16 protein-coding genes, 7 tRNA genes and 1 other RNA gene are annotated in these 16052 nt (G+C 48.5%); 4 read left to right on the top strand and 20 right to left on the bottom strand.

Annotated elements, in window-relative coordinates; genetic code table 11:
- Window positions 1-29 precede the first annotated feature (29 nt).
- The 20 genes from nadA to cydA form a co-directional block, all read right to left on the bottom strand.
- A complete protein-coding gene (nadA, locus tag ACJHW7_RS00300; RefSeq protein ID WP_000115280.1) occupies window positions 30-1073 on the bottom strand; it encodes a quinolinate synthase NadA in 1044 nt (347 codons plus the stop codon).
- A gap of 277 nt (window positions 1074-1350) precedes the next feature.
- Window positions 1351-1476: non-coding RNA, RtT sRNA (locus ACJHW7_RS00295), on the bottom strand.
- 30 nt (window positions 1477-1506) lie between these two features.
- Window positions 1507-1582: transfer RNA gene (locus ACJHW7_RS00290), tRNA-Lys, on the bottom strand.
- A gap of 33 nt (window positions 1583-1615) precedes the next feature.
- Window positions 1616-1691, bottom strand: a tRNA-Lys gene (locus ACJHW7_RS00285).
- 146 nt (window positions 1692-1837) lie between these two features.
- Window positions 1838-1913: transfer RNA gene (locus ACJHW7_RS00280), tRNA-Lys, on the bottom strand.
- Between the two features lie 3 nt (window positions 1914-1916).
- Window positions 1917-1992 (bottom strand) — tRNA-Val (locus ACJHW7_RS00275).
- Between the two features lie 51 nt (window positions 1993-2043).
- Window positions 2044-2119 (bottom strand) — tRNA-Lys (locus tag ACJHW7_RS00270).
- A 2-nt stretch (window positions 2120-2121) separates the two neighbouring features.
- Window positions 2122-2197: transfer RNA gene (locus tag ACJHW7_RS00265), tRNA-Val, on the bottom strand.
- 35 nt (window positions 2198-2232) lie between these two features.
- A tRNA-Lys gene (locus ACJHW7_RS00260) sits at window positions 2233-2308 on the bottom strand.
- A gap of 164 nt (window positions 2309-2472) precedes the next feature.
- Complete coding sequence (gene cpoB, locus ACJHW7_RS00255) at window positions 2473-3264, bottom strand: cell division protein CpoB (protein ID WP_021556606.1); 792 nt, start codon at window positions 3262-3264, stop codon at window positions 2473-2475.
- A 9-nt stretch (window positions 3265-3273) separates the two neighbouring features.
- Window positions 3274-3795, bottom strand: coding sequence for a peptidoglycan-associated lipoprotein Pal (pal, locus tag ACJHW7_RS00250; protein ID WP_001295306.1), 522 nt, complete (start codon window positions 3793-3795; stop codon window positions 3274-3276).
- Window positions 3796-3829: 34 nt separating this feature from the next.
- Entirely contained in the window at window positions 3830-5122 is a 1293-nt protein-coding gene (gene tolB, locus ACJHW7_RS00245) for a Tol-Pal system beta propeller repeat protein TolB (protein WP_001295307.1), read from the bottom strand.
- A gap of 132 nt (window positions 5123-5254) precedes the next feature.
- Window positions 5255-6520, bottom strand: coding sequence for a cell envelope integrity protein TolA (tolA, locus tag ACJHW7_RS00240; protein ID WP_000030622.1), 1266 nt, complete (start codon window positions 6518-6520; stop codon window positions 5255-5257).
- Window positions 6521-6584: 64 nt separating this feature from the next.
- On the bottom strand, window positions 6585-7013 hold the full coding sequence (tolR, locus tag ACJHW7_RS00235) for a colicin uptake protein TolR (RefSeq protein WP_000090097.1): 429 nt from the start codon (window positions 7011-7013) through the stop codon (window positions 6585-6587).
- A 3-nt stretch (window positions 7014-7016) separates the two neighbouring features.
- A complete protein-coding gene (gene tolQ, locus ACJHW7_RS00230; RefSeq protein WP_000131314.1) occupies window positions 7017-7709 on the bottom strand; it encodes a Tol-Pal system protein TolQ in 693 nt (230 codons plus the stop codon).
- Window positions 7706-8110, bottom strand: coding sequence for a tol-pal system-associated acyl-CoA thioesterase (gene ybgC / locus ACJHW7_RS00225; protein ID WP_001098384.1), 405 nt, complete (start codon window positions 8108-8110; stop codon window positions 7706-7708). Before ybgC ends, tolQ begins: the two co-directional genes overlap by 4 nt.
- Before the next feature lie 149 nt (window positions 8111-8259).
- Window positions 8260-8553, bottom strand: coding sequence for a cyd operon protein YbgE (ybgE, locus tag ACJHW7_RS00220; protein ID WP_000034602.1), 294 nt, complete (start codon window positions 8551-8553; stop codon window positions 8260-8262).
- Complete coding sequence (cydX, locus tag ACJHW7_RS00215; RefSeq protein WP_000270282.1) at window positions 8553-8666, bottom strand: cytochrome bd-I oxidase subunit CydX; 114 nt, start codon at window positions 8664-8666, stop codon at window positions 8553-8555. Before cydX ends, ybgE begins: the two co-directional genes overlap by 1 nt.
- Before the next feature lie 14 nt (window positions 8667-8680).
- Window positions 8681-9820 (bottom strand): cytochrome d ubiquinol oxidase subunit II, encoded by a 1140-nt coding sequence (cydB, locus tag ACJHW7_RS00210; RefSeq protein WP_000568275.1) that lies wholly within the window; start codon window positions 9818-9820, stop codon window positions 8681-8683.
- Window positions 9821-9835: 15 nt separating this feature from the next.
- The gene (cydA, locus tag ACJHW7_RS00205; protein ID WP_000884361.1) at window positions 9836-11404 is read right to left on the bottom strand and encodes a cytochrome ubiquinol oxidase subunit I; all 1569 of its coding nucleotides are present in this window, start codon (window positions 11402-11404) and stop codon (window positions 9836-9838) included.
- 805 nt (window positions 11405-12209) lie between these two features.
- On the opposite strand from cydA, the gene ACJHW7_RS00200 reads away from it, so the two are divergent.
- From ACJHW7_RS00200 to glmL, 4 genes are all read left to right on the top strand, one after another.
- On the top strand, window positions 12210-13154 hold the full coding sequence (locus tag ACJHW7_RS00200) for a hypothetical protein (RefSeq protein ID WP_001307678.1): 945 nt from the start codon (window positions 12210-12212) through the stop codon (window positions 13152-13154).
- Between the two features lie 81 nt (window positions 13155-13235).
- On the top strand, window positions 13236-13658 hold the full coding sequence (locus tag ACJHW7_RS00195) for a hypothetical protein (protein WP_021556605.1): 423 nt from the start codon (window positions 13236-13238) through the stop codon (window positions 13656-13658).
- 547 nt (window positions 13659-14205) lie between these two features.
- A complete protein-coding gene (gene glmS / locus ACJHW7_RS00190; RefSeq protein ID WP_021556604.1) occupies window positions 14206-14655 on the top strand; it encodes a methylaspartate mutase subunit S in 450 nt (149 codons plus the stop codon).
- Window positions 14655-16043 carry a methylaspartate mutase accessory protein GlmL gene (glmL, locus tag ACJHW7_RS00185; protein WP_001167713.1) on the top strand — a complete coding sequence of 463 codons (1389 nt, stop codon included), beginning with the start codon at window positions 14655-14657 and terminating at the stop codon, window positions 16041-16043. Before glmS ends, glmL begins: the two co-directional genes overlap by 1 nt.
- The last annotated feature ends 9 nt before the right edge of the window (window positions 16044-16052 follow it).

The following is a 16052-nucleotide window of genomic DNA, read 5'->3' as shown; positions in this document are numbered from 1 at the left end:
CAAAGCGTAACGTTACGCCTTATTATTCGTTATCCACGTAGTGTAGCCGCAAAATCCAGCATACGATTGAGCGGCACCAGCGCCCTCTCTCGCAGCCTTTCATCAACATGAACCTCGTGATTGCTTCCTTCCTGTTCTAATGCCTCAGCGATGGCCTGGAGGCCATTCATGGCCATCCACGGACAATGCGCGCAGCTGCGGCAGGTTGCGCCCTCACCCGCGGTTGGTGCTTCCAGTAACTCTTTATCTGGCACCGCCTGCTGCATTTTGTAGAAAATACCCCGATCGGTTGCCACGATAAGCCGCTGATGTGGCAATGTTTTCGCAGCAGCGATCAGTTGACTGGTGGAACCGACCGCATCCGCCATATCGACAATAGCTTGTGGTGATTCTGGATGCACCAGTATGGCAGCATCCGGGTATTCTTCTTGCAAGCGGGTTAACGCCTGAGTCTTAAATTCATCATGCACAATGCAAGCACCCTGCCAGCATAAAATGTCTGCGCCCGTCTGTTTTTGCACGTAACGCCCCAGATGTTTGTCGGGTGCCCAGATGATTTTTTCACCCAAACTATCAAGATGATCAATAAGTTCGACGGCAATGCTTGAAGTTACCACCCAATCTGCCCGCGCTTTTACCGCAGCAGAAGTGTTGGCGTAGACGACGACAGTACGATCGGGATGGGCATCGCAAAATGCGTTAAATTCTTCAACAGGGCAGCCGAGATCCAGTGAACACTCAGCCTGAAGTGTCGGCATCAGAATTGTTTTTTCCGGACTGAGAATTTTGGCGGTTTCTCCCATAAATCTCACCCCAGCGACTAACAACGTAGAAGCGGGATGCTTTGCACCGAAGCGCGCCATTTCCAAAGAATCAGAAATACAGCCACCGGTTTCTTCTGCCAGTTGTTGAATTTCGGGATCGGTATAGTAGTGGGCAACCATCACCGCATTACGTTCTTTTAGCAGACGTTTTATCTTCTCGCGGTAATACGCTTTTTCATCAATGCTTAACGGCGTCGGCTTCGGGGGGAAAGGATAAATCGCCGTGTCTGGATCAAACATCACGCTCATCTTACCATCTCGTTTTACAGGCTTAACGTTAAAACCGACATTAGCGTGATATTCGCTGTTATCGGTGTAATTTGTTTTATATGCTAAACAAGATAGTCGAATGGTAGGGAAAAGTCACTCGAATTACGTATGAGATGCCGAATGCCACACTTTGCGTCTTATTCCTCCGACGTAAAGTTGTTTACGCAGCAAGCGCGGAGTATGTCATCAGGGTCAAGAATTGAAATTGAGAGATGCCTGAATAGCAAAAAAGCGCCTTTAGGGCGCTTTTTTACATTGGTGGGTCGTGCAGGATGACTCGCTTCGCTCGCCCTTCGGGCCGTCGCCGCGAGCGGCTCCGTTGTTTCGCTACGCTCAACTCAAACCTGCTGCAGGTTCGAATCTTTGAGTATCGCAGATAGCAAAAAAGCGCCTTTAGGGCGCTTTTTTACATTGGTGGGTCGTGCAGGATTCGAACCTGCGACCAATTGATTAAAAGTCAACTGCTCTACCAACTGAGCTAACGACCCCTTGCGGGATTATGCTGCTTTAATCATTCAGGATGGTGGGTCGTGCAGGATTCGAACCTGCGACCAATTGATTAAAAGTCAACTGCTCTACCAACTGAGCTAACGACCCATACGGGTGTTACCTGAAAGATTTTTACTCGGGGCCAATCTTTAAGATTGGTGGGTCGTGCAGGATGACTCGCTTCGCTCGCCCTACGGGCCGTTGCTGGCGCAACGTTATCCTTCACGCTTAACATCTGAGTTTGATGTTAAAATTGGTGGGTCGTGCAGGATTCGAACCTGCGACCAATTGATTAAAAGTCAACTGCTCTACCAACTGAGCTAACGACCCGAGTGGTGGGTGATGACGGGATCGAACCGCCGACCCCCTCCTTGTAAGGGAGGTGCTCTCCCAGCTGAGCTAATCACCCGATACTGCGCTGGATACTACAAACTACTTCCACCGAACCCACCGTAATTAGTGGTGGGTCGTGCAGGATTCGAACCTGCGACCAATTGATTAAAAGTCAACTGCTCTACCAACTGAGCTAACGACCCGGTGGTGGGTGATGACGGGATCGAACCGCCGACCCCCTCCTTGTAAGGGAGGTGCTCTCCCAGCTGAGCTAATCACCCGATACTTCGCTGGATACTACAACTAACTAGGTTAGTGGTGGGTCGTGCAGGATTCGAACCTGCGACCAATTGATTAAAAGTCAACTGCTCTACCAACTGAGCTAACGACCCACTTTTTCGTTGCTTTCGGTTTGTTTGATATCCCGTGGCAACGGCGGCATATATTACTGATTTCAGACTTGAGCGCAACAAAAATTTCGATGTAGATCACTCAACTGCTTATGATTCGCACGACACGACCAGAAATAATGCGACTTCTGGTCGTGTGTTATGCATTACATCGCGTTCAGACGTTTTTGCGCCTGTTTAGCGCCATCAGTACCAGGGTATTTACTGATAACCTGCTGGTATACGGCTTTCGCTTTTGCGGTGTCACCTTTGTCCTGCATGATGACGCCGACTTTAAACATCGCATCTGCAGCCTTTGGTGACTTCGGATAGTTTTTCACTACCGAAGCAAAATAGTACGCCGCATCATCTTTTTTACCCTTGTTGTAGTTTAACTGACCCAGCCAATAATTGGCGTTTGGCAGGTAAGTTGAATCAGGGTAATTTTTGATGAAATTCTGAAATGCCACCATTGCGTCATCCTGGCGGGATTTATCCTGCACCAGCGCAATAGCTGCATTGTAATCCGTGTTTGCATCACCGCTTTTCACCGGCGCGCCAGTATTCGCAGTACCAGCATCAGCTGTCGGCGTCGTTGATGCCGCCGCACCGCTTTGATCACCGCTGGTTGATTGCGCCGCTGCACCACCGCTGCTGAGGCTGTCGATCTGCAACAGGATCTGCTTTTGCCGCTCCACGACCTGATTCAGTTGATACTGATTTTCCTGAATCTGACCACGCAGGGAATCAATATCGGATTGATTATCAGAGAGTTGTTGCTGGAGTTGGGTTAAAAGCTGGCTGTGAGCATTAGAAATACGCTCAAGTTGAGTGACGCGGTCTTCGACCGAGCCTGAGCCGACACTACTGATTGGTGCCTGAGCAAAAGCGGCCCAGGGGGCCGCTATACCAACCAGTAACGACAGACTCAATAGTTGATGTCTGAAGTTACTGCTCATGCAATTCTCTTAGTAAACCAGTACCGCACGACGGTTTTTGGAGTATGCCGCTTCGTCATGACCCAGTACTGCAGGTTTTTCTTTACCGTAAGAAACGATGGAGATCTGGTCTGCAGAAACGCCTTTACCCTGCAGGTACATCTTAACGGCGTTCGCACGACGTTCACCCAGGGAGATGTTGTATTCCGGAGTACCACGTTCGTCCGCGTGACCTTCTACGGTGACTTTGTAAGACGGGTTGCTACGCAGGAAGTTTGCATGTGCATCCAGCATTTGAGCGAAGTCAGAACGGATATCGTACTTGTCCAGATCGAAGTAAACGATGTTGTTCTGCTGCAGCTGTTGCATTTGCAGACGAGCCTGCTCTTCGGAAGACATGTTGCCGTTGCCGCCGTTCGCATCCATACCAGTGCCGGCACCCAGCATGCCTTCGCTGCCGTCATTGCTGGCGTTCTTGTTGGAAGAACATGCCGCAATTGCCATAACAGGCAGAGCAATCATCAGCCCTTTCAGCACTTTGTTCAGTTGCATTTCAATGATTCCTTTACTATTCAATTAATTATTATCACAGATACGGCGACCAGGCAGGGAATTTGACCTGTCCATCAGTTGCCGGAAGACGCGCTTTGAAACGCCCATCTGTAGAAACCAAATTCAGCACGGATCCCATCCCCTGAGAAGAGCTGTAGATTACCATAGTGCCGTTAGGTGCCAGACTTGGCGTTTCATCCAGGAACGTGGACGACAGAACTTGTACGCCTCCCGTTGCCAGATCTTGTTTGGCAATGTGCTGCTGCCCACCGTTGGAGCTGACCATTACCATAAATTTACCGTCGCTGCTGACATCCGCATCCTGGTTCTGCGAACCTTCCCAGGTAATACGTTGTGGCGCACCGCCGTTGATATTCACTTTATAAACCTGTGGACGACCGGCCTGGTCAGAAGTAAATGCCAGGTTCTGGCTGTCCGGGAACCAGGTCGGTTCGGTATTGTTACTGCGACCATCAGTCACCTGGCGGATCTGACCAGAAGCCAAATCCATTACGTACAGGTTCAGGCTACCGGTTTTCGACAAGGCGAATGCCAGTTTGCTGCCGTCTGGCGAGAATGCAGGCGCACCGTTGTGACGCGGGAATGAAGCCACCTGACGTACAGCGCCGTTTGCCAGCGTTTGGATAACCAGCGCGGAACGACCGCTTTCGAAGGTCACATAAGCCAGTTTAGAACCGTCTGGTGACCACGCCGGGGACATCAGCGGCTGTGGTGAACGGTGAACGACAAACTGGTTGTAACCGTCATAGTCAGATACGCGCAGTTCATACGGGAACTGACCGCCGTTGGTCTGAACAACGTAGGCAATACGGGTACGGAACGCACCTTTAATACCGGTCAGTTTTTCAAACACTTCATCACTGGCGGTATGACCAGCATAACGCAGCCACTGCTTGTTCACTTTGTACGAGTTCTGAGCAAGTACAGTACCCGGTGCGCCGCCAGTGTCAACAAGTTGATAAGCAACATTGTAAGAACCATCCGGATTCGGAGTGACCTGACCGACAACTACAGCGTCAATACCCAGCGCGGACCATGCAGCTGGTTGTACTTCCTGCGCACTACCCGGCTGCTGTGGCAGACGAGCGCGATCTAACGGATTAAATTTACCGCTGTTACGCAAGTCGGCAGCAACGATGCCGCCAATATCTTCAGGTGCCGCACCAGGGCCCGCCCACTGGAAAGGAACAACTCCAATAGGACGACCGGAATCTACACCGCTGTCGATCACAATGCGGACTTCAGCATGCAGAACTGATGCCCACAGTATGAGAAAACCAAATGCTACTCGTAATGCCTGCTTCATCATATCTCCCTTATCTGGACCGATGGCCCACGATAATTTAGCAGAATGTTAACAAACTAAAATACACAAAACTACCAGAACCCCGTGGCAACCGGTGCCTGATGTTGACCGTCGGAACAGTCAACATCGCGATTACGGTTTGAAGTCCAATGGCGCGTTTTTGAACACTTCATATACTGCCTGGCTTGGTGGTTTCGGGATCTTCGCAAGTTTAGCTGCTGCCAACGCAGCCTGACAAAGTGCGGGATCGCCACCTTCAGGTTTGATATCCAGTAACATGCCATCGGGTGCCAGTTTTATGCGCAGCGTACAGGTTTTGCCTGCATAGGACGATGCGTCATAGAACTTACTTTCGATAGCAGATTTAATCTGCCCGGCATAGTTATTGATATCGGCCCCTGATGCGCCATTGTTTTTAGTATTACCACTCCCGGCAGGCGAAGCATTGTTCCCTTTCGCCCCTCCCCCCGTTTTCGGTGCATTCTTACCAGAGCTTAGCTCACCGAAAATATCATCTGCCTCTGCGGCAGCTTTTGCTGCAGCGGCTTTTTCAGCTGCTGCTTTTGCAGCTGCCGCTTTTTTGTCTGCGGCGGCTTTTTCTGCCGCTGCTTTCTTATCAGCTGCTGCCTTTTCTGCAGCCGCTTTTTCTGCTGCTTTTTTGTCGGCTGCAGCTTTCTCTGCTGCCGCTTTCTTATCAGCTGCAGCCTTTTCAGCAGCCGCTTTCTTCTCAGCTTCTGCCTTGGCTTTTTCAGCAGCTTCAGTTGCCGCTTTCTTTCTTGCTTCAGCTGCAGCTGCTTCTGCCGCTTCCGCTTTCTTCTTCAGCGCCGCAGCGGCTGCCTCGGCTTTTTTCTGCGCTTCGGCTGCGGCTTTGGCGGCTTCTGCTTCTGCTTTTTTCTTCGCATCTGCAGCCGCTTTCTTCGCTGCATCTTCCGCAGCTTTAGCATCCGCTTCGGCCTTCGCTTTAGCATCTGCCGCCGCTTTCGCTGCCGCCTCTTCCGCTTGCTTCTGCTTTAACTCGGCCTGTTTTGCGGCTTCTTCAGCCTGCTTTTTCTGTTCCTGAGCAGCTAACCGCTCTTTCTCAAGTTGCTTCAGGCGTTCCTGTTCAGCCGCTTGTTTCTCACGCAGTTCTTCAGCAGCCTGCTGTTCCTTCATCTTGCGCTGCTCATCAGAACGCTTCGCGCTTGATTCCTGGCTTTGCATGCGTTTGTACTGCTCAACTACCGCACCTGAATCAACCATGACAGCGTCGATGGACGAACCACCGCCGCCTCCGGCTGAAGCTTCTATATTCTCATCGAACGAACTCCAGATCAGCGCCGCAAATAAGATGACATGCAGCACTGCTGAAATAATTATCGCCCGCTTGAGCTTGTCGTTTTGTTCGGTTGCCTTTGACACTCTCGGTTTCCAAAAACTGTTCGCCTGTTACCCGCTCTCTTTCAAGCAAGGGAAACGCAGATGTTTAGATAGGCTGCGTCATTAAACCAACCGATTTCACACCCGCACTATGTAACAAGTTCAGTGCTTTAATTATTTCATCGTAAGGCACATCTTTTGCGCCACCGATCAGAAAGACCGTTTTCGGGTTGGCCTTGAAACGGCTGGACACTTCCGCCACCACCTGCTCTGGTGGTAAACGCTCCAGGCGATCTTTCTCAACCACCACGGTGTACTGACCAATACCAGACACTTCAACAATCACTGGCGGATTATCGTTACTGCTCACCGCCTGTGATTCAGTAGCGTCTGGCAGATCGACCTCCACGCTCTGGGTGATGATGGGCGCTGTCGCCATAAAGATCAGCAACAGCACCAGCAGTACGTCCAGCAACGGTACAATGTTGATTTCGGACTTGAGATCGCGACGACCTCGTCCACGCGCTCTGGCCATGGCTTACCCCTTGTTGCTCTCGCTAACGGTAAACGCCTGGCGGTGCAGAATCGCGGTAAACTCTTCCATAAAGTTGTCGTAATTCAGTTCCAGTTTGTTTACGCGCTGGTTGAGACGGTTATAAGCCATTACCGCCGGAATTGCGGCGAACAGACCAATTGCCGTCGCAATCAACGCTTCTGCGATACCGGGCGCAACCATTTGCAGTGTTGCTTGTTTTACCGCCCCGAGGGCGATAAAGGCGTGCATGATCCCCCAGACCGTACCAAACAGACCAATATACGGGCTGATGGAGCCAACCGTACCGAGGAACGGAATGTGCGTTTCCAGATTTTCAAGTTCACGGTTCATGGAAATACGCATCGCACGCGACGCCCCTTCTACTACGGCTTCCGGCGCATGGCTATTGGCACGATGCAGGCGCACAAATTCTTTGAACCCGCTGTAAAAGATTTGTTCCGAACCGGTCAGATTATCCCGTTTCCCCTGGCTCTCTTGATAGAGGCGAGAGAGTTCGATTCCAGACCAGAATTTATCCTCAAACGCTTCGGCTTCGCGCGCCGCTGCGTTAAGAATACGGGTCCGCTGGATAATAATGGCCCAAGATGCGATTGAAAAACCAATCAAAATCAACATGATAAGTTTAACCAGAAGGCTAGCCTTCAGGAACAAATCAAGGATATTCATGTCAGTCACTGCTTAAACTCCGCGACAATAGACTTGGGAAGCGCACGAGGCTTCATTTTGAGTGGGTCAACGCAAACAACCAGAACCTCTGCTTCATTCAGCAAAGTATTCTCGGCGTTGACAATACGTTGCGTGAAAACCAAAGAGGTGCCACGCATTGATGTTATTTCAGTCTGTATTTCGAGCATATCGTCGAGCCGCGCAGGTGCGTAATATTCCACCGTCATTTTACGTACCACAAAGGCAACGCGTTCAGCCATCAGCGCCTGCTGACTGAAGTGATGATGACGCAGCATCTCTGTGCGTGCTCTTTCATAAAAAGCGACGTAACTGGCGTGGTACACCACACCACCGGCATCGGTATCTTCATAGTAGACGCGAACCGGCCATCGAAACAGCGTTGTATTCACTTTACATCCCGGTAATGCAACAAAAGTTAGAGCTTTTAAACGCTGCTACTATACGCGCGCGATTGAGGTTTGGGAATGAGGGCAAGTTAAGGGAGCGTAAAAATTTATGGGCCTGGAGCGGCCCATAATTTTTTAAAGAGAATTCTGATTTAAAAGAAGAAGAAAATCAGCCCGACAATGAGAACAATATCGGCAAGCAATGGGCAAAAAATCCCTTGCCAAAGAACCTTCTGCGGACGAAAGCCCACGCCGTGAATCACACCAGCACAGACGGCCCACATCAGCAATAAACCATGCCAGATTTCCAGTTCACTGGTCTTCGCGGCGAAACGTGATGGGTCCCAAAACATACATCCTGCTAACAGAAGCGCCATCACGAAGGAAAGCGCCCGCAGGGGGCGCTTGTCCATTACCGCATACAAGGTTGCGATAATCTTACTCATCAGATGTCTTCTTGACCGGCTTTGCCTGATTCGACGTGCTCAAGCGCCAGCGCGGTGATTACCCCAAACGAACAGGCAAGAAGCGTTCCCAGAATCCATGCGAAATACCACATTTTTAGCTCCTTACTTAGTACAGAGAGTGGGTGTTACGTTCAATATCTTCTTTGGTGATACGACCGAACATTTTCCAGTAACACCAGGCGGTGTAGAGCAGAATGATCGGTACCAGAACCACCGCAACCCAGGTCATGACGTTAAGTGTCAGCTGGCTGGAAGTTGCATCCCACATTGTCAGGCTTGCGTTCATCATGGTGCTGGACGGCATCACAAACGGGAACATTGCGATACCGGCAGTCAGGATGATGCAGGCCAGCGTCAGGGAGGAGAACACAAACGCCCATGCGGCTTTATCCATACGTGCAGTCAGGATGGTCAGCAGCGGCAGAACCACACCCAGTGCCGGAATAGCCCACAGAATTGGCGTGTTGTTGAAGTTAACCAGCCATGCGCCAGCTTCACGAACCACTTCTTTATTCAGCGGGTTAGAGGCTGCGTAATGGTCCATTGTCGATTTCACGACATAACCATCGATACCGTACATCACCCATACACCAGCCAGTGCGAAGCAGACCAGTGTCACCAGTGCCGCCACCTGAGCCGTTGCACGGGTACGCAGGTGCAGTTCGCCCACGGTACGCATTTGCAGATAGGTTGCGCCCTGAGTAATGATCATCCCTACGCTCACCACGCCTGCCAGCAGGCCGAACGGGTTAAGCAGCTGGAAGAAGTTACCGGTGTAGTACAGACGCAGATATTCATCAACGTTGAACGGTACGCCCTGCAACAGGTTACCGAACGCTACACCAATCACCAACGGCGGAACGAAGCTACCAATGAAGATGCCCCAGTCCCACATGTTACGCCAGCGGGTTTCTTCAATCTTGGAGCGGTAGTCAAAACCGACCGGACGGAAGAACAAAGACGCCAGCACGAGGATCATCGCCACATAGAAGCCGGAGAACGCAGCGGCATAGACCATCGGCCAGGCAGCAAACAGTGCGCCGCCTGCGGTGATCAGCCAAACCTGGTTACCGTCCCAGTGTGGTGCGATGGAGTTAATCATAATTCGACGCTCGGTGTCGTTACGACCGAGGAAACGGGTGAGCATGCCCACCCCCATGTCGAAACCATCAGTGACTGCAAAACCAATCAGCAGAACGCCAACCAGCAGCCACCAGATAAAACGCAATACTTCATAATCGATCATTTGACGACTCCTGTCTTAGCGTGCCGGCTGAGTAGTCGTGGAAGACTGCTCAAAGTGATAGCGACCGGTTTTCAGGCTGCTTGGGCCGAGGCGTGCAAACTTGAACATTAAGAACAATTCTGCCACCAGGAACAGGGTATACAGGCCGCAAATCAGCACCATTGAGAAGATGAGATCGCCTGCGGTCAGTGACGAGTTCGCCACAGCTGTCGGCAGCACTTCACCGATAGCCCACGGTTGGCGGCCATATTCAGCCACGAACCAGCCCGCTTCTACAGCAATCCACGGCAGCGGAATACCGTACAGCGCGGCGCGCAGGAGCCATTTTTTCTCGCCAATGCGGTTGCGGATGACACTCCAGAAAGAGAGCGCGATGATTGCCAGCAGCAGGAAGCCACACGCCACCATGATACGGAACGCGAAGTACAGCGGCGCTACACGCGGAATGGAGTCTTTGGTTGCCTGTTGAATCTGCGCTTCAGTCGCATCAGCCACGTTTGGCGTATAGCGTTTCAGCAGCAGACCGTAACCGAGGTCCTTCTTCATGCTATTGAACTGGTCACGAACCGCCTGGTCGGTAGAACCAGAACGCAGTTGTTCGAGCAGAGAGTACGCCTTCATCCCGTTACGAATGCGTTCTTCATGCTGCACCATCAGTTCTTTCAGGCCGATAACTGGAGTATCCACGGAACGCGTTGCAATGATGCCCAGCGCGTAAGGGATCTGGATCGCAAATTTGTTCGTCTCCTCTTCCTGATCAGGAATGCCGAACAGAGTAAAGGCAGCAGGCGCAGGTTGCGTTTCCCACTCGGCTTCAATAGCAGCCAGTTTGGTTTTCTGCACGTCGCCCATTTCGTAGCCGGATTCATCACCCAGAACAATAACAGACAGAACGGCAGCCATACCGAAGCTGGCAGCGATAGCAAAGGAGCGTTTAGCGAAGGCGAAGTCACGACCTTTCAGCATATACCATGCGCTGATACCGAGGATGAACATCGCGCCAGTAACATAACCAGACGCTACAGTGTGAACGAATTTCACCTGAGCAACCGGGTTAAGCACCAGCTCGGAGAAGCTCACCATCTCCATACGCATAGTTTCAAAGTTGAAATCGGACGCGATTGGGTTTTGCATCCAGCCGTTCGCAACCAGAATCCACAGTGCGGACAGGTTTGAACCGAGCGCCACCAGCCAGGTGACACACATATGCTGAACTTTACCCAGACGATCCCAACCGAAGAAGAACAGACCTACAAAGGTGGATTCGAGGAAGAAGGCCATCAGACCTTCGATTGCCAGCGGCGCACCGAAGATATCCCCTACATAGTGGGAATAGTAAGACCAGTTAGTCCCGAACTGGAACTCCATGGTCAGACCGGTAGCCACACCCAGAGCGAAGTTGATACCAAACAACTTGCCCCAGAACTTGGTCATATCTTTATAAATCTGTTTGCCGGAAAGGACGTAGACCGTTTCCATAATGGCCAGCAGGAACGCCATACCGAGCGTCAGTGGCACAAAAAGGAAGTGGTACATCGCGGTCAAGGCAAACTGTAAGCGCGACAGTTCGACTATATCTAACATCATGACTCCTTGCTCATCGCATGAAGACTCCGAGAGTGAACCCCGTTAGAAAGGGTCACACGCATGCCCCAATACAAAATTATTTGCTCGCCTCTATCGTTGCCATTTCATCTAAAGAGGAAAAGACAATGATAAAAAAGTTACAAATATGTTAATGAATAAACCAAATTGATCCCGTAATTATATTACGCCGCAAAATCCTTACAATAAACAGGTTTTTATTGAGCAAATTTGCATTTTTCGACAGTGATCAATTTATAGCGAAATTGTCACGATCTCACCAATTTGATCTACGACAATTTATCGTGTTTTGCAGATTTTTTTCAAGAATTAAAAATTGATTTATATCAAAACCAACCAAATATGTTAATTATGTATAAACCATAGATCATTGGTGATTTTATTGTTAATTTATTGTGAAATATTTATGCAACACAATTATTACAATGAAAAGGTATAGATAAAAAACCAGTATTTTATTTAACAGAACCGCCTTATCCACTTTTTATAATACCAATTGATTAGAGTAGCCAATTTGTTGCTATTTTACATAACATATTTTTATCAAAGTTAATTGATTGTTGCCTTTATGAGCACCGACCGTAAGCCCGTTATGTTATTGTTTCATTAGTAATAATCACTTAAATGTATCGATGAAACAGGTATGACTTACCGGGAGTGATTGTTTCTGAGTGAACAGAGGCCACTTTCGCCTGATAAATGAAAAATGAGCGATTTTTGCAAGTTAGTTTTTCTATAGCCGAGTACGCTCAGCGCCTCGCTTGATTACAATGAGGTTGCTGCTATGAGTCCTGATAATATCGGTTCGGCTGTCAATCGCTTCTCAGGTTGGCCATCTAATGATCCTCTAAAAACAGATGAAGAATCAATGACATCACCCGTGACTGTGCAGGTAATAAAGATGATTGCCGCCATCCTTGATCCACATCGGATAGTCGTTGGAATTGATACACTTTATACAACGCAGCGCGAAACATTTACCTCAGAGAGTCAACAGCTCATTGAATCAGCATTGCAAACACTTCATGTGATGAATTTAAATAACCTGGAAACAAATCGCGATGAAGAAGGTCACTATCTGGCTTTTGAATATAACGTTGACACCTCTGACAGAATAACCGTTTCTGCTTATAATGAAAAAAAACCTGGCTGCTATGGCCAATGTCTTGTAATACAGGATGACGAAACAAACTTATTTAACCTGATAAAAATTAAAATTTTCGAAGCCAGGCATAATTATGTCGCTCAATTGATGAGCGATCCGGAATTTATGTTCAAATTTAGTTATAGCGCTCAACAAAATAGATTAGAACCTCATCTTCTGGTTCCCACTTATTTCCCTCTAAAAACAAACGAACCGGTTACGCAAGAGGATATACTGTTACTTTATCGTTTCTTTAAAATGGATGGTGATTTTAATATATTAACATCAGATGAATACATGAGTATCATGACACCTCTGATGAAGTGTGAGCGCAGCATCCACGACCACAACAGGTATGTGACGGGCAAAGATACCCTTCTTCTGGACTATCCTCCTTCTGGTAACCAGATATATTTCCATATTTTTCCTGACGAATCAGCAACACTAGTCCTTTATTTTTCAAACAATGACATTGAATGTTTCGTCTTTGAAAGAGATATTCCGAGCCAGTATCGCTTTTTCAAAATGTTTACCAATCTGGCACTGGTTATTGATCAGTTAACCGATGCCAATCAAATACTTTAATTTTCTATATATCCCCTATGGCAAATATTGCTAAACAATGCCTGGGGATTAATTTTTATTACTCACGGAAAGATTTAAATAATGATACCATCTCAGATCTCTTTCAATACCCTTCCAGTCAATGCAACATACGCTTCAGAGACAACAGTTGACACACAAAAATTCTCTGACATCCTCTACTCAGCGGGGTGTTCCCTAAAGGATATGGCTTATCTGAGCAGATGTCTGGCATCAATACACCCGACTCTCGCCAAAAACATTTATGAAACAGAAAATCTCAGCGATCAAAAATTACTGCATATTGATTGCCGTAGTACAAATGACATCAAGATAAATATCTTTTTTGGTCAACAACGAGAAGGATTAATTGAAATTAATTCTGACACAGTCATTTTTTCGATATTGTCTTCATTAATTGACTCCGCCATTTCTAAATTTCAACACCAAATCCCCGTTAACGGTTCAGTTAATCGTGAACTATTGTATGAGGATTATACTGATTAAATCCACCCTGTCGCGAAAAATGGCCTGCGTTATTGCCAGACGTAATAAAACCTTTGATTAACGTTACTCATACTGATAGCACCTTCATGTACCTCTCTTTTTTACGAAAAATTAAAAGAGCTAACTAAGGTCATAATTCGCATGAATCATTAACCATTTGTTATTTTCAACATTATTTTTACATTAAGCAGAGATGAATTGCAGTGAAATTCGACTTAAATCTTATGAAATGCATTTACTCATGGCTAAAACCACGTCACAAAAATGCAAATTAGAAGTAGATCACAATTATCTCAATACATTAAATCAAGTTAATTTTAAAAATTTAACACTCATGACATTAGTTGACATAACACACTGAATTAACATGAGAATTTAAAAACATACTTTAAACAATCATTTCCCGAAAGACATTTTGAAAATAGATCAATTGCAACATTACGGTCAGATAAAGACACTCCTGTGATATTAAACCTGTGCCGTTATGAACGGCCATAAATACGACGTGTGTAACTTATTTTACTCTCTGTCTTACAAAGGATTACCCATGAAGAAAGCAACACTTGTGATTGGCGTTATTGGCGCGGACTGCCATGCAGTAGGCAATAAAGTTCTGGACCGCGTTTTTAGCAACCACGACTTCAGAGTCATTAATCTGGGCGTAATGGTCAGCCAGGACGAATATATTGATGCGGCCATTGAAACTGGCGCTGACGCGATTGTCGTCTCCTCTATCTATGGGCATGGTGATATCGACTGTCTGGGCATGCGCGAACGCTGCATCGAGCGTGGACTGGGGGACATCCTGCTCTATGTGGGCGGTAACCTGGTAGTCGGAAAACATGACTTCGCTGACGTGGAAACCAAATTCAAAGAGATGGGATTTGATCGCGTCTTTGCCCCAAGTCATGACTTAGAAGAGGTTTGTCAGCTGATGGCCCACGATATCAACCAACGTCATGACGTTGATACTCGTATTCTTGAAGAGGCTATCTGATGCAAATCGTCTCTGTCGATATTGGATCGACGTGGACCAAAGCAGCCCTCTTCACCCGGGAGGGGGACGCGTTAACGTTGGTTAACCACGTACTGACCCCAACCACCACCCATCATCTGGCGAAGGGGTTTTTCTCCAGCCTGAACCAGGTGTTAAACGTAGATAATGCCCTCCCCCTGTTAAACAGCGGTGAGGTTGCATTGAAGTATTCCTCCTCTGCCAAAGGTGGGCTGGCGGTTGCCGCAATGGGATTGGTGCCTTCTATCACCCTGGAAACCGCGAAAGTAACCGCTCACTCTGCGGGTGCTAAAATTGCGCAATATTACGCCTACAAGCTGAACCGCCGTGATATCCAGGCACTGGAAGAAACGCAGCCCGATATTCTCTTGTTCACCGGCGGCACCGACGGCGGAGAAGAAAGCTACGGACTGAATAACGCCCGTGTGCTGGCAGAATCCAAACTCGACTGCGCCATTATTTATGCCGGAAACCGGGATATTCAGGACGAGGTGCAGGAGATCCTCGGGCATAAAGACCTGACCATCGTCGACAACGTTCTGCCCGATCTTGACCATCCGAACCCTTTAGCCGCACGCCAGGCTATTTGCGACATATTCCTTAAACGCATCGTTAAAGGGAAAGGGCTGGATGTCATTGTTGATAAAACAGGCGAAGAACCAATGCCGACACCATGGACGGTCTTTGAACTGGTCAAGGCAATCAGTAACGTCGATCACAGCTGGAAAGAGTTCATGCTGATCGACATGGGCGGCGCAACCACCGATGTTTATTCCGCCTGTGCCAACACGCTCTCGCCCGACACCGTTTTACACGGCGTACCGGAACCCTTCGTAAAACGGACGGTGGAAGGCGATCTGGGAATGCGCGTCTCGGCAGTGGTGGTTGGTGAAAGTGCGAAAGAGTTAGTCAATGTGAATTTTGCTCAGCAACCCGCACAGCTGGACGCTTTTTATCATTACCTCCGTCATCTAGTCGCTCATCCCGACTACTTACCCGCAAATGCAGAAGAGAAATATTTCGATACCGTCCTGGCCGGACTGTGTGTGGGTTATGCCACCGAAAGACATGCGGGCACCAAAAAAGAGGTCTGCACCTGCGTCGGCAATGTCGATTTACAGATGGGACGTGACCTGACAACCGTGCGTAAAGTCGTCGGATCCGGCGGATGGCTCTCGCGTGCCAGTCAGTTCGATATGCATCACTGGTTGAAATACCGCGAGTTAAACGACGACGGTAAACGCATTCTCTTACCGACCGAATTTGAATATTACCGCGATTCCCGGGGGCTATTACCACTGCTGGCAAACGTCGCCAGAGTCGATCCGCTGGCCGCCGCGCGCACCAGTATTCAATGCTTAACCCTATAACAATTAAGG

The sequence above is a fragment of the Escherichia sp. WS1152 genome, assembly GCF_046487665.1.
In the GTDB taxonomy this organism is placed as follows: domain Bacteria; phylum Pseudomonadota; class Gammaproteobacteria; order Enterobacterales; family Enterobacteriaceae; genus Escherichia; species Escherichia coli.
The sequence above is the reverse complement of the archived record's forward strand: the minus strand, read 5'-3'. Positions and strand labels throughout refer to the sequence as shown.

What these genes read in the sequence shown, in the direction of transcription:
- tolB (WP_001295307.1), bottom strand. Translation starts at nt 5,122, where the DNA reads ATGAAGCAGGCATTACGAGTAGCATTTGGTTTTCTCATACTGTGGGCA.
- ybgE (WP_000034602.1), bottom strand. Translation starts at nt 8,553, where the DNA reads ATGAGTAAGATTATCGCAACCTTGTATGCGGTAATGGACAAGCGCCCC.
- tolR (WP_000090097.1), bottom strand. Translation starts at nt 7,013, where the DNA reads ATGGCCAGAGCGCGTGGACGAGGTCGTCGCGATCTCAAGTCCGAAATC.
- cydA (WP_000884361.1), bottom strand. Translation starts at nt 11,404, where the DNA reads ATGTTAGATATAGTCGAACTGTCGCGCTTACAGTTTGCCTTGACCGCG.
- cydX (WP_000270282.1), bottom strand. Translation starts at nt 8,666, where the DNA reads ATGTGGTATTTCGCATGGATTCTGGGAACGCTTCTTGCCTGTTCGTTT.
- glmS (WP_021556604.1), top strand. Translation starts at nt 14,206, where the DNA reads ATGAAGAAAGCAACACTTGTGATTGGCGTTATTGGCGCGGACTGCCAT.
- ACJHW7_RS00195 (WP_021556605.1), top strand. Translation starts at nt 13,236, where the DNA reads ATGATACCATCTCAGATCTCTTTCAATACCCTTCCAGTCAATGCAACA.
- cydB (WP_000568275.1), bottom strand. Translation starts at nt 9,820, where the DNA reads ATGATCGATTATGAAGTATTGCGTTTTATCTGGTGGCTGCTGGTTGGC.
- cpoB (WP_021556606.1), bottom strand. Translation starts at nt 3,264, where the DNA reads ATGAGCAGTAACTTCAGACATCAACTATTGAGTCTGTCGTTACTGGTT.
- ACJHW7_RS00200 (WP_001307678.1), top strand. Translation starts at nt 12,210, where the DNA reads ATGAGTCCTGATAATATCGGTTCGGCTGTCAATCGCTTCTCAGGTTGG.
- pal (WP_001295306.1), bottom strand. Translation starts at nt 3,795, where the DNA reads ATGCAACTGAACAAAGTGCTGAAAGGGCTGATGATTGCTCTGCCTGTT.
- nadA (WP_000115280.1), bottom strand. Translation starts at nt 1,073, where the DNA reads ATGAGCGTGATGTTTGATCCAGACACGGCGATTTATCCTTTCCCCCCG.
- glmL (WP_001167713.1), top strand. Translation starts at nt 14,655, where the DNA reads ATGCAAATCGTCTCTGTCGATATTGGATCGACGTGGACCAAAGCAGCC.